General features: G+C 61.9%; 14 protein-coding genes. 7 read left to right on the top strand and 7 right to left on the bottom strand.

The features are described 5' to 3' along the window. Nucleotides 1–10: 10 nt before the first annotated feature. Nucleotides 11–670, top strand: a complete 660-nt coding sequence (locus CZ345_RS11695; RefSeq protein ID WP_077074081.1) for an HAD family hydrolase — start codon at nucleotides 11–13, stop codon at nucleotides 668–670. A gap of 240 nt (nucleotides 671–910) precedes the next feature. Further along, a complete protein-coding gene (gene tnpA / locus CZ345_RS11700; RefSeq protein ID WP_077073313.1) occupies nucleotides 911–1,381 on the top strand; it encodes an IS200/IS605 family transposase in 471 nt (156 codons plus the stop codon). 393 nt (nucleotides 1,382–1,774) lie between these two features. On the opposite strand, the gene CZ345_RS11705 is transcribed toward tnpA, so the two are convergent. From CZ345_RS11705 to CZ345_RS11715, 3 genes are all read right to left on the bottom strand, one after another. After that, nucleotides 1,775–2,983 (bottom strand): MFS transporter, encoded by a 1,209-nt coding sequence (locus CZ345_RS11705; protein WP_077073314.1) that lies wholly within the window; start codon nucleotides 2,981–2,983, stop codon nucleotides 1,775–1,777. Between the two features lie 173 nt (nucleotides 2,984–3,156). Then, nucleotides 3,157–6,861, bottom strand: coding sequence for an SbcC/MukB-like Walker B domain-containing protein (locus tag CZ345_RS11710; protein ID WP_077073315.1), 3,705 nt, complete (start codon nucleotides 6,859–6,861; stop codon nucleotides 3,157–3,159). Then, nucleotides 6,849–8,084: an exonuclease SbcCD subunit D C-terminal domain-containing protein gene (locus CZ345_RS11715; protein ID WP_077073316.1), complete on the bottom strand. Its 1,236-nt coding sequence runs from the start codon at nucleotides 8,082–8,084 to the stop codon at nucleotides 6,849–6,851. Before CZ345_RS11715 ends, CZ345_RS11710 begins: the two co-directional genes overlap by 13 nt. Before the next feature lie 1,519 nt (nucleotides 8,085–9,603). On the opposite strand from CZ345_RS11715, the gene CZ345_RS11735 reads away from it, so the two are divergent. The 5 genes from CZ345_RS11735 to CZ345_RS11760 all read left to right on the top strand — a co-directional run bounded on the left by CZ345_RS11735 (nucleotide 9,604) and on the right by CZ345_RS11760 (nucleotide 16,914). Further along, on the top strand, nucleotides 9,604–10,617 hold the full coding sequence (locus tag CZ345_RS11735; RefSeq protein WP_077073321.1) for a dynamin family protein: 1,014 nt from the start codon (nucleotides 9,604–9,606) through the stop codon (nucleotides 10,615–10,617). 263 nt (nucleotides 10,618–10,880) lie between these two features. Continuing rightward, nucleotides 10,881–11,477, top strand: coding sequence for a hydrolase (locus tag CZ345_RS11740; RefSeq protein WP_077074082.1), 597 nt, complete (start codon nucleotides 10,881–10,883; stop codon nucleotides 11,475–11,477). A 501-nt stretch (nucleotides 11,478–11,978) separates the two neighbouring features. Further along, on the top strand, nucleotides 11,979–14,507 hold the full coding sequence (locus CZ345_RS11745) for a hybrid sensor histidine kinase/response regulator (protein WP_162274972.1): 2,529 nt from the start codon (nucleotides 11,979–11,981) through the stop codon (nucleotides 14,505–14,507). Between the two features lie 631 nt (nucleotides 14,508–15,138). Beyond that, a complete protein-coding gene (locus CZ345_RS11750; RefSeq protein WP_077073324.1) occupies nucleotides 15,139–15,726 on the top strand; it encodes a GNAT family N-acetyltransferase in 588 nt (195 codons plus the stop codon). Between the two features lie 654 nt (nucleotides 15,727–16,380). Next, nucleotides 16,381–16,914, top strand: a complete 534-nt coding sequence (locus tag CZ345_RS11760) for a GNAT family N-acetyltransferase (protein ID WP_239446684.1) — start codon at nucleotides 16,381–16,383, stop codon at nucleotides 16,912–16,914. Between the two features lie 1,571 nt (nucleotides 16,915–18,485). Here CZ345_RS11760 and qrcD read toward each other — a convergent pair. The 4 genes from qrcD to qrcA are packed head-to-tail and all read right to left on the bottom strand — an operon-like array spanning nucleotide 18,486 to nucleotide 23,259. Further along, complete coding sequence (gene qrcD / locus CZ345_RS11765) at nucleotides 18,486–19,733, bottom strand: menaquinone reductase integral membrane subunit QrcD (protein WP_077073326.1); 1,248 nt, start codon at nucleotides 19,731–19,733, stop codon at nucleotides 18,486–18,488. Nucleotides 19,734–19,736: 3 nt separating this feature from the next. After that, nucleotides 19,737–20,522, bottom strand: coding sequence for a menaquinone reductase iron-sulfur cluster-binding subunit QrcC (gene qrcC / locus CZ345_RS11770; protein WP_077073327.1), 786 nt, complete (start codon nucleotides 20,520–20,522; stop codon nucleotides 19,737–19,739). A gap of 10 nt (nucleotides 20,523–20,532) precedes the next feature. After that, nucleotides 20,533–22,605 carry a menaquinone reductase molybdopterin-binding-like subunit QrcB gene (gene qrcB / locus CZ345_RS11775; RefSeq protein WP_077073328.1) on the bottom strand — a complete coding sequence of 691 codons (2,073 nt, stop codon included), beginning with the start codon at nucleotides 22,603–22,605 and terminating at the stop codon, nucleotides 20,533–20,535. Nucleotides 22,606–22,623: 18 nt separating this feature from the next. Then, nucleotides 22,624–23,259 (bottom strand): menaquinone reductase multiheme cytochrome c subunit QrcA, encoded by a 636-nt coding sequence (gene qrcA / locus CZ345_RS11780; protein ID WP_077073329.1) that lies wholly within the window; start codon nucleotides 23,257–23,259, stop codon nucleotides 22,624–22,626. Nucleotides 23,260–23,396 lie beyond the last annotated feature (137 nt).

The raw sequence follows: 23,396 nt of genomic DNA on the forward strand, positions 1-23,396 counted from the left end.
ATGCACGAGCATGAAAAGCTATGATACGGTGATATTCGATCTCGACGGCACGCTCCTCGACACGCTGGAAGATCTGATGCTGAGCGTGAATCACGCGCTTTCCGGCCGGACGGAGGTGCGGCGCAGCCTTCAGGAGGTGCGCGGCTTCGTGGGCAACGGCGTGCGCAGGCTCATGGTGCTTTCCCTGCCCGGCGGGGAGCGGAACCCGCAGTTTGAAGAAGCCATGGCCGATTTTCGCGCGCATTACGCCGTGCATTGCCGCGACCATACCCGCCCCTACCCGCAGATTATGGACATGCTGCGGGAACTGAAGGCCCGCGGGCTGAAGATGGGCATTGTGTCCAACAAGCCCGACGCCCAGGTCAAGGACATGAACGGGGAATACTTCGGCGGCATGTTCGGCGCGGCCATGGGCGAGAAGGAGGGCGTGCGCCGCAAGCCCGCGCCCGACAGCCTGCTCCGCGCCATGGAGGAGCTGGGCGGCACAAGGGAAGGCACGCTTTATGTGGGCGATTCGGAAGTGGACGTGATGACGGCGAAAAACGCCGGCGTGGACTGCCTTTCCGTCACCTGGGGCTTCCGCGACAGGGATGTTCTGGAAGAGGCCGGAGCCGTGCGCTTCATCGATGCGCCCATGGAACTGCCCGCCCTGCTGGAAGAAAAAGCGTAGCTTTTGGGCATGGCCTGCGCGACGGGCAGGAGAAAGGCCTTTCTGCCCGGTATGGGAAAACGCGGTTTTCCCGTGCCGGGCTTTTTTTAAGGCCTTTAGGCAGTTGAGGGAGCGGAAGCGACCGAAACAGAAAACCACCCGCTTAGCGGGTGGACCACAAAATGGTTATACCTAAAAAAACACCTTTTCGATAAGACGGAGTTGTTCAGGCTCCCGTCCACATCGAAAAGGTGTTTTTTTATGGCGAAAGAACAAAATCTGGCACATACGAAATGGCTGTGTAGGTACCATATTGTCTTCACTCCGAAGTATAGGAGAAAAGTGATTTACGGGCAATACCGTGAAGAAATAGGAAAAATAATACGACAGCTTTGTAATTACAAGGGAATCGAAAATATTGAGGGACATATGATGATAGACCATGTGCATATGCTTGTCATGATACCGCCAAAGTATGCGATATCGTCGGTTATGGGGTATATAAAGGGTAAAAGTTCACTGATGATTTTTGATAAATTTTCCCAGCTGAAATACCGGTATGGCAATCGGAGATTCTGGAGCGTGGGATATTACGTCAGCACAGTAGGTTTGAACGAAGCAACGATCAGGAAATATATACGGGATCAGGATAGAGAAGATATCATGCTTGATAAGAGGACGTGCAGGGAATATACGGATCCGTTCAGTCCAAAGCAGGGAAAGCTCCTTTAGGAGCAGGCTACGAGTCAAAGTACATGGGGGCTTGAACTGTTGAAAAAAAGGCAGGGCGCCGACCAGAGAAGTTCAAGCCGGCGCCCTTAAGGCGCGAGTAAGTAACAAGCCCTTACAGGGCTGGTCAAGCCACCCGTTTTACGGGTGGTCCTGACTTTAAGACTGAAAACTCCCCGCTATGCGGGGAGTTCCAAAAAGGCGAAGCCTTTACATAAGTTAAAAAAGGGGTTCCTTTGTGAGATAACCAGTTGTCTCGACTCGAANCCGGCGCAGGGCCGGAGGAAACGGCACGGCGGAAGCCCCTCTGCCGCAGGCCGGCCCCTGGCCGGGTCGTCATGCCGCGGAGCCGAGCCCTGGGGCAATGGGGAGCCGGGCCTTTTTCCGCGGGCCGGGTCAGGCGTTTTCGGCGCTTTTTCTGCGGCGCAGGCCGGGAGCCACGAATATTAAAAAGATGGCGAGGGAGACAATCTGGCCCAGCGCGCCCACGCGGTAGGCGGCGGCCATGCCCAGAAAGTCGGCGATGATGCCGCCGCTGACGAGGGCGAGGAAAATGCCGCCGTCCATGCCGGTGAAGTACATGGAATTGGCCACGCCGCGCCTGTTCTTTTCCGCAAGCTGCACGAGAATGGTCTGAAAGCTCGGGGTGAGCGCGCCCATGGAGATGCCGAGCAGCGCGCCGCAGGATACGAAGACCGCGGGGGAGGTGGTGGAGGTGAGCAGCAGCACGCCGGCCATGGTGACGACTTCCGCAGTACAGACCAGATGCACCATGAAGCCGTGATCGGAAATATAGCCGGAAAAGAGGCGGCTGGCCATGAGCCCCAGCCCCATGAAGAGGAAATAGAGGCCCGCATGGTCGTCGAGGCCGTGTTCCCGGGCCAGCACGGAAAGGAAGTTGACGATCATGCCCTGCATGAAGGCCACGATGAGCAGGGCGATGAGCGCGTACAGGCCGCTTTTCATGAAGAACATGTCGGGCGTGAGCTTTTTGCGTTCGGGCATGAGCTGCCTGCCGGGCTGCAGCATGAACTGGAACACGGCTCCGGCCAGAGCAAAGAGGGAGGGCACCAGGAACGCGGCGGCGTAGGAGAAGGTTTCCGCCGCAAAAAGCCCCAGCATGGGGCCGAATATCATGCCGAGCGACACCGTGCTGCTGAAGATGCCTATGCCCGTTCCTATTCTGCCTTCGGGCATGAAATCCACGGCAAGGGTGGCCTGCGAAGTGGTCATGCAGGAAAAGGCCATGCCGTGCAGCAGGCGTATGAACATGAAGAGCACCACCCCGGCCGCCGCAAGGCAGAGGGGGAAGAGCGCCGCGCAGCACAGCGTGGAGAAGATGAGCACATGCCGCCTGTTGAATCTGTCGGCAATGAGGCCGGAGAAGGGGCGGAAGAGCAGGGCCACCAGCGGGAACACGGCGAGCGCCGCGCCCATGATGCTTTTGGGACAGTGCATGTCATCCATGAGGTAGAGGGGAAGCACCGGCATGATGGAATAGCCCGCCATGCAGGTGCAGAGGTTGGCGAGGCAGATGAGGGAGAAATTCCGGGTAAACAGCGTCTGCCCGGAACGGGCGTTTTTTTCGGGAGCAGGCGTATTCATGGAGCATCCTTATAACGGAAAGGCCGTGCATATAGAAAGGCGTCGGAAAAGAGTCTGATTTTTTCCCATCATACGCATGAGGGCGCAGGGCCGCAAGGGAGTCCGGCGTCTTTTCTTTCTGCTCCGGGCCGCGGAGCGCACGGAAAGGCCGGGGGCGGCACCCGGCCCCGTACTCACGGTTTTTCCGCTTTCCTGCCCCCGCTCACGCCGGGACCGGAAAGACGGCTTCTGCCGTTGCCCGCCGGTTCCACGGCTATCTGCACCGGCACTCTGTCGCGCACGGCCTGCACGTGGGAGATGATGCCTATCACCTTGCCCTTCTCATGCAGGGCGGAGAGCATGTCCAGCGCGGTGTTCAGGGCCTCTTCGTCCAGCGTGCCGAAGCCTTCGTCGAGGAACACGGAATCCACGCGCACGTTGCGCCCCGCCATCTGCGCCAGCGCCAGCGCGAGCGCCAGACTGACGAGAAAGCTCTCCCCGCCGGAAAGGTTGCGCGAGGAACGCACCGTATCGGCCTGATAGCGGTCGATGACGTTGAGGGTGAGCGCCTCTTCGGTGCTGTGGGTCAGTTCGTAACGGTCGGTCATCAGGGCAAGCTGGCGGTTGGCCAGCCTGAGAAGCGCGCGGAAGGTGAGTTCCTGCGCGTAGTTGCGGAATTTCTTGCCGTCGGCGGAACCGATGAGGTCGTCCAGCGCCTTCCAGCGGCGGCACAGGGCCGCCTGCGCCTCGCGGCGTTCGCGCAGGGCCCGCTGCTCCTTTTTCCCCACGGCGTCGGCGCGCAGGATTTCCCGTATGCCGCCGAGTTTTGCAAGCGCTTCCTCCCTTTGGCGGCACGTTTCCTCCAGTTGCCGGGCGCATTCCTCTGCGGCGACAGGCGGAAGCTCCATGCCTTCCCTGCGGGCGGAAAGCTCGCGGCTGCGGGCCGCAATTTCCACCCCGCGCGCCTCAAGGGCCTTTTCCTGCTCTTCCAGCCGGAGCAGGGCGTCGGCGGGCATGAGGGCGGCGCGCAGGGCGTTTTCGTCGGCAAAGCCCGCTTCGGCAAGGCCGCGGGCCAGATCCGCTTCCATGAGAAGGAGCGTTTCCGCCCGGCGGGCAAGGCGCTCCTCCAGCACGGCAAGGGTGTTTTCCGCCTGTTCATGGGCGCTTTTCGCGCTTTCCGCCTCGCGCAGAAGGCGCGCCTCCTCTTCCTCCCGGGCGCGCAGCAGAAGCCGGGCCTTTTCCTCCTCCTGCGCGGGATGGCGCAGGCCGAAAAGTTCGCGCCGGGTCCCGGCAAGGGCGCGGCATTCCTCCTGCCTGAGGGCAAGGGTGTTTCTGCCTTCCTCATACGCGGCGGAGGCGGCGGCCAGCGTTTCCGCGAGCGAGGCCAGGGCGGAGGTCATCTCGTCCCTTTTTCGGCGCGCCTCTTCCTCCTCCCTGCCCAGGGCAAGGTAGGCGTCGCGCCGCGCTTCCAGAGCGCGCAGGGCGCTTTCCATGTCTTTCGTGGCGGAGGCCTGCGCTCCGAAGGGTGCCAGATCGCGGCAGAGAGCCTCGCGGCCTTCGCGGCAGAGTTCTTCGCTCCGGGCCCGGGCGCTTTCCAGACTGCGCGCCTCCGTTTCCAGGCGGAGCAGCTCCTTTTCCAGCGCAAGGGATGCGCCGAGGGCCTCCCCGCGCCTTTTCTCCAGCGCTTCCCGCGCTTCCCGGGCGTGTTTTTCCTCTTCTTCCCGCTTCTGCGCTTCCGTCAGCAGGCGGGAGACGGCGGCCCATGCGCCTGCCGTGCCGGTGCGCAGCGTATCCAGAAGCGGCGGCAGCGCGGCGGCGTTTTCCGCAACGGCCAGCGCGCCGACGATGTCCTTTTGCAACGCTTCTTCCTCTTCGGCCGTGCCGAAGGAACCGTTCAGCGGAAAAAGCGCCCGCATTTCCCCGCCGAGGCGTCCGGCAAGGTCGTGAAGCTCCGCCCCAAGCTCCTGCCGGGCGTTTTCGGCGTGCACCACGTCCCTTTCATGGGCGGCAAGGGCGGCGGTAAGCGCTTCCAGCCGCTGTTCCAGCCGCGCGGCCTCGTCTTCTCCGCCCGGTTCCGCAGGGGGCAGGCCCTGGGCGAAGGGATGATGCAGGCTCCCGCACAGGGGGCAGGCTTCCCCTTCCCGGAGGCGCTGCCGCTCCTTTTCGTAATTTTTGATTCTGGCCCGCAGAAAAAGGGCTTCGCGCAGGGCCGCCAGCGTGGCGCGGCCGGAGGCGAGTTCCTGCCGTTCGCGCTCAAGGGCGAGGGCAAGTTCCTTTTCCCTGCCGGCAAGCTCCGTTTCCCTTGCCCGGCGTTCAAGGATGCGGCGGGCGCATTCCCGCGCCGTGTCGATATGCGCAAGGCGGGAAAAGAGCTCCTCCTTCCGCGCGCGGTGAAAGTCCATGTCCCGCCCGGCAAGAAGGGCCTGCTTCTTTTCGCAGGCCGTGCGCCGCTCCTCTTCCCTGCGGGCGGATTCCTCTTCCAGCAGCAGGGCGGCGCGCCTTTTCTCCTCCAGCGCGGCAAGGTGCTGCGCCTGCGCCTTCTTTTTTTCTTCCAGAGAGGCTAGGGCGGCTGCGTGTTCCGCTTCCCGCTCCTTCAGCCGGACAAGCCGCTGGCGGAGCGCGCCGAGCGCTTCCTGAAGCGCGGCGTCTGCGGCGCAGGCCCTGCGCCTTTCTTCCATTTCCCGCAGGGCGCTTTCCTGCCGCGCGCGGCGGCTCTGGAGCGCGTCGCGTTCCTTTTCCCTCAGGGCGAGGGCGTTTTTTCTGTTTTCCAGCTCAAGGGAAAGGGCGGCGATATCCCGTCCCCGGGCGGCGAGGTCATCGTCCATGGCGCGCACGCGGGCGCAGGTTTCCCGCAGGGCGGCCGTGGCCTCCCGCTGTTCGGCAAGGCTTTTCCGACATGCGGCAAGGGCCTTTTCCGCCTCCTTTCTGCGCGCGTCGAGCTTCGGGCTTTCGTTTCGGCAGAAAAGCTGCTGCGCCGTATCCTTCGCCTGTTCCTCGCGCCGTATGGAGGCGGCCTCCAGCCTGCCCGCAAGCGAACGGGCCCGCCGCGCCCTTTCCAGACGGGCCTTTTCCGGCGCAAAGGCCTCCCTTTCCTGCTGGAAGCGTTCCTTTTCCGCGGCAAGCGCCGCTTCCGCGCGTGCCAGAACATCAGCCTGTTCATGGCGCGTCAGGTATTCCCGAAGCTCGTTCTCCCTGCGGGCGAGCGTTTCGCCCGCCTTCTTCAGCGCCGCCGCGCGCAGGGAAAGTTCCTTTTCCTCCTCGTGGGGCAGCAGGTTCTTTCCGTTCAGTTCCGCATCCAGCTCCGCAAGCTTCTGCGCTTCCTGCTTGTTGCGGAGAAACACGCGTCGGGAAATGTCGCTGTAGATTTCCGTGCCCGTTATCTGTTCCAGCAGCGGCGCGCGCCGGTCGCCGTCCGCCAGCAGGAAGGAGGCGAACTGCCCCTGCGCCAGCAGCATGGACTGCGTGAAGCGCCCGAAATCCATGCCCGTGATGCGCTGCACCTGTTCCGCCACATCCGTGGTTTTTTCCGCAAGGCACACGCCCCCGGCGTCGTACAGGCGGTGGCGCGGCTGCTGAAGATTGCCGGAAACCTTTTTTCCCGCCCTTGCCTGGCTCCAGGAACAGGTGAACGTGCCCGCCCTGGTGCGGAAGGTGACTTCCGCCGCGCAGTCCGCCGTATGGCGCGACATGATTTCGTTGCCGCTTTTGGTGATTTTGGCCAGCCGCGGCGTGGAACCGTAGAGCGCAAGGCATACGGCGTCCAGTATGGTGCTCTTGCCCGCGCCCGTGGGCCCCGTGATGGCGAAAATGCCGCCCTCGTATTCCGGGCCGTCCAGGCGCACGTTCCAGTTGCCGGTAAGGGAATTGAGGTTGCGTATATGTATGCTCAGGATGCGCATGGGCCTTCCTCTCCGTTTTCGGGCATGGCGAGCACCTCTTTGTACAGGGCGCGCAGTTCTTCCAGTTTCGGGTCGGCGGGGTCGGCGTCGGGGAAGGCCTCCTTCAGCCTCCTCTCAAACACGTCCTCCACGCCCATGTCTTCCAGCGTTTCCTGCTGAGGGTCGGCCTCCATGCCTTCGGGCAGCAGGCGGAAGTTGCGTATGCGCAGCACCTCCAGTCCTCCCCCGGTATGCGCCTCCACCCTGTCCCGCAGGTCGGCGACGCGCTCCGTGCCCGTGTACGTCACTTCCGCCCATATGCTTTCCTTCCGTGCGGAAAGCTCCGCAAGGCGCTGTTCAATGGCGTCAAGGTCGCCTTCCACGCTTTCCAGACGCCGGAACACGGGCACGGGCACGCCTTCCGACATCACCTGCGCGCCCCGGCTTTCCAGCAGGCGCACTTCCTTGGGCCGCCGCGCCTCGCCGAAGCTCATGGGCAGGGGCGAACCCGAATAGCGTATGTTCTCCCTGCCCCCCGCCTTCTGCGGCAGGTGCAGATGCCCGAGGGCCACATAGTCGAAACTTTCCGGGAAAATGCCCGCGTCCACCTGCCCGAGCGAGCCCACGCGCAGATCACGCACCCCTTCGCTGAGCGCGCATCCGGCCGCAAAAAGGTGCCCCATGGCCACCACGGGAATGTCGCGCCCCGCGCGCAGCCTTTCCGCCTGCAGGGCGGCTTTGCGGTAATGTTCCCTCATGCCTTCGGCCATGAGCCTGTCGCGCTCGTCCCGGCCTTCGCCTTCCCTTGCGCGGTACAGGTCTCTTTCCAGCAGAAAGGGTACGGCGCAGACAATGAGTTCCGGTTCGCCGTCGGGCCCGTTCAGCACAAGGACCTCGTCCTCCGCTTCCTTTGCCCGGCCCGTGACGTGAATGCCCATGACGGAAAGCAGCGTGTTCGGCGCATCCAGAAACGCGGGGGAATCGTGATTGCCCGCCACCACCACCACATGGCGGCAGGGGCTGGAAGGGGCGAGCACCTCGCCCAGAAAGCGGTAATACATTTCCTGCGCGCGCGTGCCGGGGAGCGCGCTGTCGAACACGTCTCCGGCAATAAGCAGCGCTTCCACGCGCCTTTCGTGCACAAGCTGCCCGAGCCAGGCGAGAAAGGCCTGAAATTCCTCGCTGCGTCGCTTGCCGTAAAGCTGATGACCGAGATGCCAGTCGGAAGTATGGAGTATGTTCATGATTCCTGCCCGGAATATCTTGCGGGTAAAGGGTTCGGAAGGCCGCGCCGCCGCAGGGGGCCGCGCCGTGGCGGAACGTGGGCAAAGGCGGGAGGCGGCCCCCATGCTTATCAGGCGGGCGCGCCGCCGCATCCGGCAGGCGCGCCCGGGGGAAGCCGTCCGGGCGTACTCTTCATGTTCCCCGTGCGCGGCGGGGGAAAGACGCGGGGCAGGGGATGCATCCGGCCAGCGCATCGAGCGTGCCGCGTACCGTGCGGATGCAGAGGGTCATGCCCGTATCCGGCAGGCGGGGGGGGAGCGGCTCCGTGCCGCCGCATCCGGCAGAAGGCGGCCCGCGGAGCCGGGGAAATACGTCTTTTCTGCGCCGCCCTGGCCGGGGCTGCGCCTGCTTTTTTTCGTCATGAACGGGGCAGGCGAAAAAACGCCTTCATGCCTTCCCTTCGTGTCGGGCGCGGGAGGGGCGGACGTGGCGGGAAGGCGGACGGGCGGCCGCCCGGGGGAAGCCGTCCGGGCGTACTCTTCATGTTCCCCGTGCGCGGCGGGGAAAGACGCGGGGCAGGGGATGCATCCGGCCCGCGCATCGTGCGTGCCGCGTGCCGTGCGTTCCCGCTGCGGGGGGACGCACATACGGCCTGCGCCCTTCTGTGCCGTGATGTTTTGTGAAAAAAAGCGGGAACTTCCTGAGAAGTTCCCGCTTCCGGGTGCGATATAAAGCCTGTGAGGGCCGGATGTTTTACTTGTAGACCCGAGAGGCAAAGATGCCGAGGCACACGACAACAGCCATAAGAACGGCACAAATGCTCAGTACCAGAGATCCGAGTTCCATACTATCCTCCTTAATTGTGTACAAGACAAACGTCATCGCACATCATGGAACGGCGGGAATGCTATAGCACGCCTTGTCTTATAACAGACGCCGTCCATGTTTTTTTTAGAACATAGCAGGCGAATCTGTTAAAAACAACCGATTTTTGAGAAAATTTTTTTATTTATATTACGCTGTTGTACCTGTGGAACAACTTTTTTCTCCTGTATGAAGTAATCTGTGAAAAGGCAATGTGAAAAAAAATAACGTCATGAAAAAGCTGAACAGCATTGTGTGAAAATGGATGTGTCAGGGAAAGAATCTCATGAAGTTGCAGGAAAAATATCATGTGAATTTTTTCTATAAGCATAATATGCGAAGATTTTCCATTTTTTATCATACACGATATGAAAATCACGGAGAAAATTTTTGTCTCTTCCCTTCACGCGCCGCCCTGCGGGCGTGCGCGCTGCGGCAGCGTACGCGGGGCGGGCAGTCCGGCGGGCGCGTTTTCCCGGAAGGGCGGGTCCGGCGGGCGCGTTTTCCCGGAAGGGCGGGCGGACGTTTCCCCGGCCTTTTCCGGGCGGAAAGAAAGGCCGGGCAGGCCTCCTTTCCGGCGGGATTGTCCGCGTTTTCGCGGGGCTTGCCTTGAGCGGGCAATAGGGTATCTTCGGAAGACCGCCGGAACCGAGAACAAGGGACAGGAGTTGTGACATGGGCGAGTTTCGCGTGCCCGATACCGGGCTTCATATTCTTATGCTGGGCTGCATGAGCTCCGGCAAATCCACGGTGCTCAACGCCCTGCTCGGGCGGGGCTCCTTCCCTGCGGGGAACAGGGCCACCACGGCCCAGATATTCCGTATTCTGCACGACCCGTTCTGTACGGAAAACGTGTGCCGCAATCCCTCGGAAAGCGAAGCGTGGCATCCGCTCACGCTGGAGCGGCTGGCCTCCTACAACGGTTCCATGAAGGAGAACGTGCCGGCGGACATTCATCTTCGCCTGCCGCATCTGGAAAAGAAGCGCCCCATCGTGTTCTACGATACGCCCGGTCCCAATACCAGCAAATACGGCGAACACCGGGGAGAAACCTACTTTGCGCTGGAAAGGCTGCCTCTCAGCCATATTTTTCTGGTGCTGGACATGGCGCAGCTGCACACGCGCGATGAGGAGGCCCTGCTTCATGACATGGGCCGCGTGGCGAAGGAGCGCGGCGGCGTGCCCGTGCTCGTCATTCTGAACAAGGCCGACGTCATCGACGTGGAAAAGGAATCCGTGACGGAAATCGTGACGGAAGTGCGCGATACCGTGGCGCAGCATGTGCCGGAAGGCACGCAGGTGGACGTGATTCCCCTCATGGCCAAGGGCGCGGAGGTGTGGCGGCGCATGATAGACCGCGACAATCTTACCGTGTTCGAGGTGGAGTTCGGCCAGTATATCGACTGGCGGCTCTGCGAGGCCATGCGTGAGGCCGCCCTCATGCCGGAGAAGATCCGCGTGAGCGTGGCGGAGCAGATGGAGGAATGGCGCAGGCTCCAGAAGTTTTCCCAGGCCTTCCGTTCCTCGCTGGAATATCTGGCCAAGCGCGTGCATCCCGAAGCCGAGCTCGTCAACAAGAACGTGAGCAAGATTCTCGACTATGCCGACTGCCGCCGCGCCATCACCGCTTCCGGCATCGTGGCTCTTGAGGAATATATCGACATGCTTACCGTGCGGAGCGTTTGCTAGGCTCTGTTTCGGGCTTTTTCCGTTTTTCAAGGCGGAGAGCCGCCTTTCGCCGGAAAGCTCTTTTCCGGCGTATGCCTGCAGGATACGTGCCCCCGGCCGTTTGCGCCCGCCTTTTCCGGCGGAACGCTCCGGGCAGGCTGCCGCGCGCCTTCGGCCTTTCGCCTTCCGGCGCGGCCGGATGTTTTGCGTTCCGTTTCCGCCTTTTCCCCCTTTTTTGGGAAAGGCCTCCGTCCCTTCGGGGACAAACCATAAAGGAAGTGTTCATGAGAGAGTGCTCCATCAGCAGGGAACAGGCCCTTGCGCTTTTGAAAACCTACAACAGCGAACCCTTCCACCTTCTGCATGCCCTTACGGTGGAAGGCGTGATGCGCCATTTCGCCCGCGAGCGCGGCTTTGCCGAAGAAGAGGACTTCTGGGCCATGGCCGGCCTGCTGCACGATATTGATTTTGAGCGCTACCCCGAGGAACATTGCCGCAAGGCCCCGGAACTTCTGCGGGAAGGCGGCGTGGGGGAAGACATGATACATGCCGTGTGCAGCCACGGTTACGGCCTGTGCTGCGACGTGGAGCCGGAACATGAAATGGAGAAGATTCTCTTTGCCGCCGACGAACTCACCGGGCTCATCGGCGCGGCCGCGCGTATGCGCCCCTCCGGCAGCGTGATGGACATGGAAGTTTCCAGCCTGAAGAAGAAGTTCAAGGACAAGCGCTTCGCCGCGGGCTGCTCGCGCGATGTCATCCGCACCGGGGCCGAACGCCTGGGCTGGACGCTGGATGAACTTTTCGAACGTACCCTTGCCGCCATGCGTTCCTGTGAGGAAAGCGTGAAGGAAGCCATGGCCCGCACGGCCGGAGCATAAGCGGCTTTTGATGTGACGCAAGCGCCTTCCCGGTTTTTCCGGGGAGGCGCTTGCGTTTAAGGCGGCCTGCGCGGGAGGCGGAGCAGCCGTGGCCGGAAGGGCAGGGCTTCCTCCTGAACGGCGCGCCTTGGAAAAGAGCGCGTTTTCTTCGGGGCTGCCCGGCATGGGGAATCACTGCCCTGTTGCCCGGGGCGTTGTGCGTGAGGCGCGGCTGAGGCCGCGGGCATGCCGGCGCAGCCTTTTTCTGCGTTTTTGCGCGCAGGCCGTGGGAGGGCAGGATGTTCCCGTTCCGCAGGGGCGGCCCTGCCGGGCTGCGGGCGCTTTTCCCGGCCCGGGACGGTGTTTTTCTGATAAATGTGTTGATTTGACTGGTGAAGTCTGCAACACTAGCGGGCGGGAAAGAATATGCAGCATTCGGAGGCCGTTGCGGGCGGCATTCCGAAGGGCGCACATGCCCATATCGACGGCAGTCATGCTTCCTGCCGTTCATATGGAGGTGATATGAAATCCATATATAACAGCCTGTCGTATTTGCTGAAAAGAATGAAGTTCAGCATTGCCGTCTTCATGACCATGCTGCTTTTTTCCTTTGTCGGCTATCAGATAATGAAGATAAATCTGCTGAAGAACGCGCAGAATCTCGGCGATCATCTTTCCCGCATCTATTCTCTGGAGCAGCAGAGCAATCTGGAATTTTATTCCGTGCTGCTGGCCTTCGGGGTGAACATTGTGGATAGCAGCAGCGGGCAGGAGGAAGTGACGGAAAAGATGATGCACTTCTTCCAGCATGTGCAGAATCTGCTGGGAGAGGGCACGGTGGACCCCTACCTTGTGCGGGACGGCGACATCATCGCCCTCAATCCCTGGGAAGGCGACGACAGCTACGATTTCCAGAGCGCCGTATGGTACCGCCAGGCCGAGGAAAACCCCGGCAAGGTGATTTTCACCGATACCTATACCGACGCCATCTCCAAAAAGCCCGTCATCACCATTGCGGGCAAATGCGCCTCCGGCGGCGTGCTGGCCTTCGACATTTTTCCGGAGAACTTCCGCTTCGCCAATCTCATGCTGGACAGCGAACAGAAGAGTTCCTTCCTTCTGTGCGACAAGCAGGGCACGCTGCTCTATGCCCAGACGGGGAACGACCTGTCCTACGAGGTGCTCCAGCACTATGCGCGGAAGCTGTTCGAACGCGTGAAGAAGGGCGAACTGGACGACTATTCCGCCAGCATCAGAGACATGGAGGGGCATCGCCGCGGCGTGTATTACTATGAAATGCCCAACGGCTGGCTTTCCATTCTCACCATTCCCTTCCGCGTTATTTTGAAGGATCTGAATTTCTTCAGCACGCTGTTCTATTCGCTGGTGTTTCTGCTGTTCGCAGGTTCGGCGCTGTTTGCATGGAGGAATTTTTCCAGCCAGCGCAGGTTCGAACGCACCCGCGAGGCCGTGCAGGTGCTCGGCAACAGCTACGACGCCGTGTACCGCATCGACTACAGCCAGGAAAGCTATGAAATCATACGCGAAGCGGATTTCATGCGGAGCCATCTTCCGGCCACGGGTTCCTATGCGGAGCTCATGCGAGCCATATGCGGCAATCTGGAAACGGAATACCTCAAGGGCTACCTGGACAGCTTTTCCATTTCCAGCATCCGCAGCCTCGTGAAGCACCATATCCGCGATTTCGGCGGCGATTTCCGGCAGCGCTTCGGCGATGCCAGCCGCTGGATGAACATCCGCGTGCTTTTCGATGAAACCGTCAACAACCGGGAGGTCATTCTCTGCTTCCGGGAAATAGACAGGGAAAAGCAGAAGCAGCTTGAGGAACACACCCTGCTCGTGAACTCCCTGAACAAGGCCGTGCAGAGCGACAAGGCCAAGCAGGTGTTCTTCAGCAACATGTCGCACGAAATGCGTACGCCCCTGAACGCCATCATCAACCTTGCCGGCATTGCGAAAACATCCGTGAAGGATGCCGCGAAGGTGACGCAGTACCTGAAAAAGATAGAAGGTTCCAGCCGTCACCTCATACAGCTCGTCAACGATATTCTCGAAATCTCCAAGCTGACGCAGGGGAAGATAGAGCTGAACAATCAGCGCATGGATATCCGCAAATGTCTGGAAGAATGCCTCAGCCCCTTCAGAATTCAGGCCGAAAGCGAGGGGAAGGATTTCCGTGTGGACTGGAACATCAGCCATTCCCTCGTGATGGGCGACCCGTTCCGCATCACCCAGATCATGAACAACCTGCTTTCCAACGCGCTCAAGTTCACCGAAAAGGGCGATTCCGTCATGGTGAACATCTCCCAGGTCGGGCAGAACGAGTATGTGCAGTATAAAATCGTGGTATCCGATACCGGCATAGGCATGTCGGAAGAGTATCTGAACAAGATATTCGAACCCTATTCCCGCGAAACCCAGGCCTTCCGCAGAGTGAGCGGCACGGGGCTGGGTATGCCCATCGTGAAGAGCATCGTGGAACTTCTGAACGGCAGCATCGTGGTGGCCAGCACGCTGGGGCAGGGCACGGCCTTCACCGTCATTCTTCCCTTCCTCATGGTGAAGGAGGAAGAGAAAGCTCCGGCTCCGGCAGAGGAAAAACATGAGAAGCAGGGCGGTTTTCTTGAAGGAAAACGCCTGCTGCTGGTGGAAGACAACGAAATCAACATGGAAGTGGCGGAAGAAATCCTCACCATGAACGGCCTTGTGGTGGAAAAAGCCTGGAACGGACGCGAGGCGCTGGACATTTTCCGCGAATCGGCCCCCTTCCACTTCGACGCCGTGCTCATGGATATGCAGATGCCGGAAATGAACGGCTGCGAAGCGTGCAGCCGCATACGCGCCCTGCCGAGGCCCGACGCCGCCCTTGTGCCCGTCATCGCCGTTACGGCCAACGCCTTTGCCGAAGACGTGGCGGAAACCGCCCGCGCGGGCATGAGCGCCCACGTTTCCAAGCCCATCGATTTTTCCGCCCTGTGTACGCTTTTGGAAAAGCTCATCCGGGAAAATCTTGCCCGGCATCCGCTGTAGCGCGGGCCTGCGGCCCGTCGGGCAAGGCTGCCGTGAGCGCGGCGCATGGCGCGCCGTATCCCCGGAAGGGCGGAAGAACCGCGGCCCGGTCTCGCGCATCCCTTCCCGGCAGGATACGGGGGGAGGCCCGGGGGCGTTTCCGGCCTGACCGCGTCCCCGATGAGGGAAGGGGGGCGGCCTCGGCATCGCCCGTGAACGGAAGGCACGGCAAGCTTTGCGGCTCTTCTGGGGAAGGCTGCCTTGTCGTGCCGCCGGGGCCTGCGCGCGTCCCGCGGCACGGGGGAACGGCCTTACGCCATGGGCGCGGCCTGCGTGCGGCCTTTTGCCGCAGGAGCAGGCTCCCCGCAGGAAAAGGTCCCGTTTCCGCGCTGCGGAAAGGATACGCGGCGGCATACGGCCCGTAAAAGGAACATTCATGGTTCTCAGGAAGCGGGTATGGCGGTCCGTCCCCAGAGGCGGGGACGCGCCCAGGAACGGCGGGAAACGGAAGCCTTTTTTCGTCACCGGCGTCATGGCCTCCCGGCGTCCCGAAAAAAGCGCGGCCGCGCAGTCGCGCCGCGAGGTATTCGCGAGGGCATGGTGAACATGCCTCGGAACTCTTGAGAACATACATGAAAGTGAGAGAACGCGGATGAATACGCCCGACCTGGAGACGAAGCGTTTGATATTAAGAAAATTCACGGAACAGGATGGGGAAGCGCTGTTCCTTATACTGGGCGATGAGGAAGCCAATACGTTTTTGCCTTGGTATCCCGTGACAAGCATGGAAGAAACAGTGCGTTTTTATAGGGAAAGATACGCTTCCGCCTATGCCCTGCCGCAGGCGTACGCCTACGCCGTCTGTCGGAAGGAGGATAATTTCCCCATCGGCTATATCAAAGTGGACGGGGAAGAGCCTCATGATTTCGGGTATGCACTTCGCAGGCCATTCTGGCATCAGGGAATGGCTACGGAAGCGGGCAAGGCGGTCATAGAGCAGGCAAGAAAAGATGGCCTGCCTTATATCACGGCCACGCATGACAGAAATAATCCCCGAAGCGGTGGGGTGATGCGGAATGTGGGCATGACGTACCGGTATTCCTATGAGGAACAATGGCAACCGAAAAACATTCTGGTTACCTTCCGGCTATATCAGCTTAATCTTGACGGCAGGGAAAGCCGGGGCTACACAACCTATTGGGACAACTCCGCCGTTCATTATAGAGAGCCGGACCTGTAAACGGCTTCATGAAGCATGATGCGGAAGAAGGAAAACGGAAAGAGGAAGACGGCGTATCGGAAGCACGAAATTTTCCCCGGGCGGGCTTCCCGTTCGGACGGAATGTTTTCTGCGGCCGGGCCGGAGGGAACGGTTGCGGGCTTCTGCGGTTTCGCCCCGGCAAGGCGTGCGGAGCAGGACGGCAGCGGTGAACTTACGGCCTGTATGGGCGGAAGCTCTTTCACCGTCAGGGGCCGGGGACGGCGTGCAGAAAAAGGCTCCGCAAGGCGTGCGGAGCAGGGATGCGCCTATGTCGCCTGCGGGGACAGGAACAGAAGCACCCCGCGGTGTGTATCAACGGGTACGCCGTCCGCAGCGTCGGAGAAAGCGGCAGCCAGAAGGCGGGGAACTTCCGCCTTCCGCTGTACCGGAGGCCCTTCGGCCCACGCGGATGCCGGTTGAGCCCTCTTCCGTGGCGGATTTGCCCGGCCTGCGCCGATTGTGCGCTTTGCAGGGACGGGCGTCCGCAGGGCCATGCAGTCTTTGCAGGCCGCTGCGGGGGCGGCGCGTCCGTTTTCCGGCCATGCCTGTTCGGCGCGGAAAGGGCGGCGAGGCGCTTTCTGCGGCTTCGTTTGCCGCACCATGGATACACGCCGTCCGGCAGGGAGACGTTTCATGAACAGGGAATCGAAGAACACCATACGCATACGGCAGGAGCAGCCGGAAGACCGCACGGCCGTGTATGCGCTGGTCAAAGAAGCCTTTGACGGCGCGGAACACAGCGACGGCACGGAACAGGACCTTGTGGAAGCCCTGCGGAAGGGCTGCTCCTTTGTGCCGGAACTTTCCCTTGTGGCGGAAGCGGAGGGCGAACTTGCCGGGCACATATTGTTCACCCGTGCCCGGGTGGGCGGGGCGGAAGCGCTGGTGCTGGCTCCGCTTTCCGTACGGCCCCGTTTTCAGCGTCGGGGCGTGGGGAGCGCGCTGGTGAGGGAAGGGCTTTCTCTGGCGCGGCGCCTTTCTTTCGGCTGTGTGCTGGTGCTGGGAAGTGAAACGTATTATCCCCGTTTCGGCTTTGAGCCTTCCGTGCGCTTCGGCATAGAGGCGCCGGCAGGTATGCCCGAGAGGAATTTCATGGCGCTGCTCCTCGGGAAAGGGAGCTTTGCAGGCAGGGTGACGTTTGCCGAAGAGTTCGGTATTTTGGGCTGAGTTGCTTTCAGGCACGCAGGAAAGACGCGGGGCTTTCGGCCTTTGCGCCAGCGCATCCCCGCGGTGCGAACGCCTTCCCGGCACGGATAGCGGCCGAAGCTCCCCGCCCGTGTTTTTTCTGGCGGAACGCCTGCGGGAATGCCGTGCGGCAGCTTTCGTCCCTTGCAAAGCCTGCGGCGGAAAGCACGGGGAGGCCTTCCGCAGGAGAGGGTTGTTGCCCCGTGCGGGCGCGGCAATACGCCTTTCGCTGTCTTCCCCGGTGCTTCTTTTACGACTCCATAGCCGAGCGAGGACTTTTTTGCGCCGGTTTCTTTTCTCCCAGGCGACGTATTCAGGGGGGGAGGTGAACGTTTCCGAGAGAGAAGGGCGTGCCGTCGCTCCCGCTCGGGCCACGGTGAGAGAGTTTTTCCTCGGCCGTTCTTTCCCAACATGTTTTTCAGACGCAGGGAATGCCTTGGGCGCGCTGCACAAGCAGGGCAGGATTCTTCCCTCAGGCGCGGATTTCCGTCTCATGAGGAGCCTGCCGGAACAGGCAAAACGCCATACTCCCGCAGAGTTCGGGGAAACTTCCCGCCATGCCTCGGTCTTTTTTTCCGCAGGACGCAGGCGGTCGCCTGCCCCGTCGCAGAGACCTGCCGTGTTCTGCGCGTGCCGGGCTGAGTTGCTTTCAGGCCCGCAGGAAAGGGGCGGGGCTTTCGCCTCTGCGCCTGCGCATCCCTGCGGTGCGACCGCCTTTCCGGCACGGATAGCGGCCGAAGCTCCCCGCCCGTGTTTTTTCTGGCGGAACGCCTGCGGGGCGGAGTTTTCCCCGTCGTCCGGCAGGAGGGGGATTTTTCCGCACAATACGCACGGCCTTTTCCGGGAGAACATCCGTTCCGGCGTATGCCCGCGTCTCTCCCTCCGGGGGGGGCGGGCTTCGGCCTGTGCACAACCCGGGGCAAGAAATCTATGCCCCGTTCCGGCCCCTTCCGGGTGCTTCGTCATGGAGGTTTCGGCAGGTTGTCCGGGGAAAGGGCATCGCTGCGTCTCGGGAAAGGGCTTTGTCGGCCTTTTGCCCCGGAATCCGGCGTGCATGGCCGACGCTCTTCCCCGGAGAGAGACGGCCCGGGGGCCGGGAAGGGCGTTTTGGCCCGTCTGCACAGGCCTCTTTCGGGCCTGCGTTTTGGGGCGGAAGATTTGGGACAGGGGGGGGCAGAGCCATGGATGTGCTGCGGAACTTGCCGCAGGGCCTTGCGGAGAAAGCGCGACACAAAGCCTTTGTTCCGCAGCGGGGCCCCTTGCCGTCATGTTGCAGGCTGGCCCGCATGTCTTGCCGTATGCTGCGGCGTGTCGGAGCGCGCGGCAGGGCGTTTCCCACCCATAAAAGGGGCGTGCGGGAAATCGCAGGGGATGCGTTCTGCCGGTTCCGGCGGTTCCCGTGCCGTTCCTCCCTCCGCTTTTCCTCCGCCCCGCGACCTTCTGGACAGGAGCGAAGACGAAGCGCGGCATCATGGGCCGGACTTTCGTTTCCCGTACGGTTAAACAAAAAAGGCGGCCTTCTGCAGAAGGCCGCCTGAGAAGGGGAGAACCCCTTACTTCTTATTCAGTTCCGCTTCCTGCGGGAACATGGGCGTATAGCGGTACGCCAGGGACAGCACCATGGCCGCGTAGGCGAACACCAGGAAGCAGCTCGCCCATTCCGCCCAGTTGGGCGCGTAGGCATACCATGCGTCGAAGGGCATGACGGGCTGAGCCAGGCCCTGCACGGTGAGCACATAGCGGTTGATGGTGATGCTCGTGCAGGTGGCGAACAGCATCAGGTAGAAGATCCACGGCTTTTCGCGCAGAGGCTTGATGAGCAGCACGACCATGGGAATGATGATGAGCGCATGTTCCAGCCAGAACAGCCACTTGCCGTAAATCCAGCCGTGGAACATCTCATCGAAGGTCAGGCCCTGCGTGGCCAGAAGGTCGGTGGCCCAGTACCAGCTGTCCAGGCACTTGAACACGGTATACACGATGAGCATGGTGCCGCCCACCTTGCCCATGAGCTGCTTCACTTCCCAGCTCACCAGCTTGCGGCCGGACATCTTTTCCATGAGCGTGCACACGAGCACGGTGAACATGGGGCCGGAGGCCACGGCGGAAAGCACGAAGAGGAAGAACGTCCAGGGCCAGATGAAGAAGCCCTCGCGGAACAGGTAGGGGCGGCCGAAGAGCACGCCGTACATGCCGCCCAGGGAGCCCTGGTGGAAGGTGGAAAGGAACGCGCCTATGCCCGCGAAGATGGGCATGTACACATGGAAGTTGTGGGCCAGCGCATGGATGAAGGGCTTCTTCATGAGCTGACGGTTTTCCAGCACCAGCGGCACGAACTCAAGAATGAGCACGATGCAGTAGCAGGTGATGCAGAAGATAACTTCCGTGAGCATGGAGTGCACGTTGGGGTACCAGTAGCCGAACCAGCAGCGGATGGGCTGACCGATATCCAGCACCAGAATCATCATGGCGCCGGTGTAGCACAGAAAGCCTATCACCGCGGCGAGGTTCACGATGTTCTTGAGCTCGTCGATGTTGAGGATGTAGCGGAGCGCGCCCGTGAAGAACGCGCCGGCGCCCAGGGCGATGACGGCAAGGTCGAAGGTGATCCAGAGGCCGAAGCCGAAGTAGTCGTCCATGCCGGTTTCCCCCAGGCCGAAGCCCAGGATGCGCACGGCGGCGTAAAGCCCCCAGAGGAAGACCACGCCGAGGATGGCCATCCATCCCGTGAATTTGGTCAGAGAGCAGCGCTCGCACCCTTCCGGGAAGAGCTCCGCGTCAACAGGTTTGCTGTAATCCATAACCTACCCCTGCTTGCTGGCTTCGCCGGTCTTTTCGTGTTCGAGATAGTTGTCGCCTTCGCGGCGCACCCATTCGCGCCTGCTGATGTAGTACACCTGCGGGTCGGTGCCCAGGCGTTCCAGCAGACGGAAGGCGTAGGGGCTCTTGATGAGCTCATGCACCTTGTGGGCCGGGTTGTTCAGGTCGCCGAAGGTGATGGCCCCGTTGGGGCAGGCTTCCGTGCAGGCGGTGATGTACGCGCCGTCGGGCAGATCCATGGGGTCGCGTCCGGCGGCCACGGCCGCTTCCTGCGCCTTCATGAAACGGTGATGGCAGAAGGAGCACTTTTCCACCACGCCGCGCATACGCACGGACACGTCGGGCGTGAGGGCCTGGGCCAGATCGCCGGGCCACTTCGGGTCGTACCAGTTGAAGTAACGGGCATGGTAAGGACACGAGGCCATGCAGTACCGGCAGCCGATGCAGCGGGGCGGAATCTGGCTGACGATGCCGCCTTCCTCGCGCTTGTCCGTGGCCACCACGGGGCACACCGACACGCAGGAGGGCTTGCCGCACTGCATGCAGGGCCGGGGCAGATAGGCCACTTCATGATCGGGGAAGGGCTTGCGGTTGGAGAGACGGAACACCGTGAGCCAGTTGAGCGAACGCAGCTTGTTGCTGCCGTCCACCGCAGGGGCGACGTTGTTTTCCGCCTGGCAGGCCACCATGCACGCGCCGCAGCCCGTGCATTTGTCGATGTCGATGACCATGCCCCACTTTATCTTGAATTCCTTGACTTCAGAAGACATCAGAACCCCCCTATGCTCTTGCGGCCTTTACGCCCGCAAGGCCCCAGACCGGCAGACCGGTGCCGGGTTCTCTGCAAACGCTGGTCAGCGCCAGAACATTCGCGCCCTTGCCCTTGCTGAACTCGTCGAACGCCGTATGGCCGAGTCCGGCCGCAAGCGAGACGGTGTCGGGCAGGATGCCTTCAAAAATGGCGGCAACCACGGTGATTTCCACATTGTTTCCGGCAACCAGCCTGACAAGGTCGCCGGCTTTTACCTTCAGCTTCGCAGCCGTTGCGCCGTTCATCTGCGCCACGCTGTATTTGCCCTTGAGCTGGTAGTCGGTGACCACCTTGGTGGCAAAGGGCGGAATGGCCGTCTGCGGCGTGCCCATGGCGAGCACCACCACCGGGGCGACCTGAAGATCGCCTTCCGCGCCGGGGGCCGAGGCCGCCTTGCGGATGGCTTCCCAGTTGTAGAACAGCGGGGAGGCGGGCAGCTCGAAGCCGGCCACATGCACCTTGCCTTCCTCCAGCATGGAACGGAAGGGGGCGCCCAGAGCATAGGCATGTTTGTAAAGAAGTTCGGGCATGTCCTTCACGCCGAGTTCCAGGCCCAGTTCCTGCGCAAGGGCGATGAAGAATTCACCCGCGCCGCGCGCGTTCTCGAAGGGCTTGGCCACGGGGCGCGCCAGCGCATAGGTCACGCGGCCGGAACCGTAGGGCGTCTGCACGTCGTCGAAGGCTTCCATGCCCAGGGCGGCGGGCAGCACCAGGTCGCACTGCGCGCAGGTTTCGCTCATGAAGCTCGCCACGGCCACGGTGAAGCCGGCCTTGGACAGCGTTTCCTTCACGCCTGCGTCGGAGGGCAGGGCGTAGACGGGGTTCGCCGCATACACGAGCAGCACGGCGGGAGCCTTGGTCTTGCCGGAGGCCACGGCCTGCGTGTAGTCCACGAAGCTCTTCTTGAGGGTGGCGCGGTATTCGGTGGCGTTGTCCACCACGGAAACGGGGAAGGGCATGTCCACCATGCCGCCCTGTCTGTTCACGCTGCCGAGCAGCATGTTCAGGGCAACGGCCGCCATGACGGGGCCTGCGGCGCCGCCGGAACCGAGAGCGGAACCCGCGATGACCAGCGGGCGTTTGGCGGCGGCGAGCATCCTGGCCGCTTCCTCAAGGCGAGCCACGGGCACGCCGGTGATGGAGGCAACCTTTTCGGGCGTGTAGGCTTCGGCAAAGGCCGCGAAGTTGGAAAGCCCGGCGGCAAAGCCCTTTTTGCCCGCCTTGATGAGCAGGTGGGCAAGGCCCAGCATGAGCGCCATGTCGGTGCCGCTCTTCATGGGCAGCCACAGATCCGCGCCCGCAGCGGTGTTGTTCTGCACCGCGCCCGCATACAGGAATTTCTGCGTGGCTTCTCCGGCCACGGGGTGCGTGCGGTTGAACAGGCTGCGGTTGGCGGCCACCACGCCCCAGCTTTCCAGCACGGGAGCGCCCACGGCAAGGATGCAGTCGCTGCCTTCCATGTCGTAGCCGAGGCGTCCCTGACCGCCCATGGCCTCCCAGGCCAGAGCGGCGGGCTGTTCATCGCCGGGCATGAAGTAGAAGTCGGAAGAACCCTTCTGATTCAGAATCGAGGAGAGCACTTCGTTGATGCTGGAGGTCGGGTCGCCGGAAACGGCGGCCACGGAGGAACCCGCGCCCTGCATCTTTTCCTTGATGAGGCGTTCGGCCTCGGCCCAGGTGACGGCGATGTACGCGCCGTCGGCGGAGCGGCGCAGCGGGGTTCTGAGGCGCGCGGGGCTGACGCGAAGCTCGGCTTCGGCGGCGGCCAGCGCCGTGATGGCCCCGTGGGTCACGGGGTTGTTCTTATCGCCGATGGTACGCACGGGCGTGCCCGCCACGGTGCGGACCAGAAAGCCCGTGCCGGAAGGGCAGAGCTTGCTCGCCGTGGGCAGGTACTCGCTCGCGCCCTTCTTCAGGCGCGGAAGCCAGCCCCAGTTCTGCGTCCAGTACACGGCGTCGTAAAGAGTGTTCCAGATGATGGGAGACGCCACGAGGCCCACGGTCCCGCCGGCGGCAAATTTAAGAAATCCTCGTCTGTCCATGATTTCCTCGCTTTTGCCTTACTTGTGGCAGGTGAAGCAGGCGTTGCTGGCGTTGGTGTTGCCCATGGCCATATGTTCGGCATGGCAGCGTTCGCACCCCCACATCAGCATGGTGTTTTCGGAATAGCCCGAAAGCCTGTTTTCCCGGTAAACGGGGGGAACGTCCGTTTCGGCCACGTTCAGGTGGCAGCGCGAGCAGAACCCGGCGATTTCCTTCGGCCCCTTCAGTTCGGCCAGAGGACCGAAGTGCAGAGCGTGGCTGAAGAACACGTTGTCGGGCTGCTTCTGGTAGATCAGCCATTCGGACTTGATCTCCCGGCCGGTCTGGACGTACTCGCGGACGAAACGCGCTTCCTCGGGGTCGGACCCCAGAATCGTCGAATGACATTCGGCGCACTGGGCGGTGGTGGGCGTTCCGCTGAATGTGCCGTCGGCGCGTACAAAATGGCACTGCTCACAGGTCATGCCCTGATTCTGTACATGTTCGACGTGGCTGAAGGCGATGGGCTGCCTTTTGGTTTCCTTCATAAGGTTGGGCAGAACCCACCATCCCAGAATAAGGGCCACGACCAGCCCCACGACAAACGCGCCCCAGCCGCAGCAGCATTTCTTCGCCGCATTCGCCGGTGTGGTTGTGTTGTTCCTCTCCTCCATCCCGATGCCTCGTGCTGGTTGAGGTGATAAAAAAGACAGTGCGCATCCTCCGGCCGGGCCGGAAGGGAGGCATGTCGGAACCACCTGAAATTCCATGCCATTATTGCGGCGGTTCCAGTGAACTTTGTTATATTAGT

It is taken from the genome of Mailhella massiliensis, from assembly GCF_900155525.1.
In the GTDB taxonomy this organism is placed as follows: Bacteria; Desulfobacterota; Desulfovibrionia; order Desulfovibrionales; family Desulfovibrionaceae; genus Mailhella; species Mailhella massiliensis.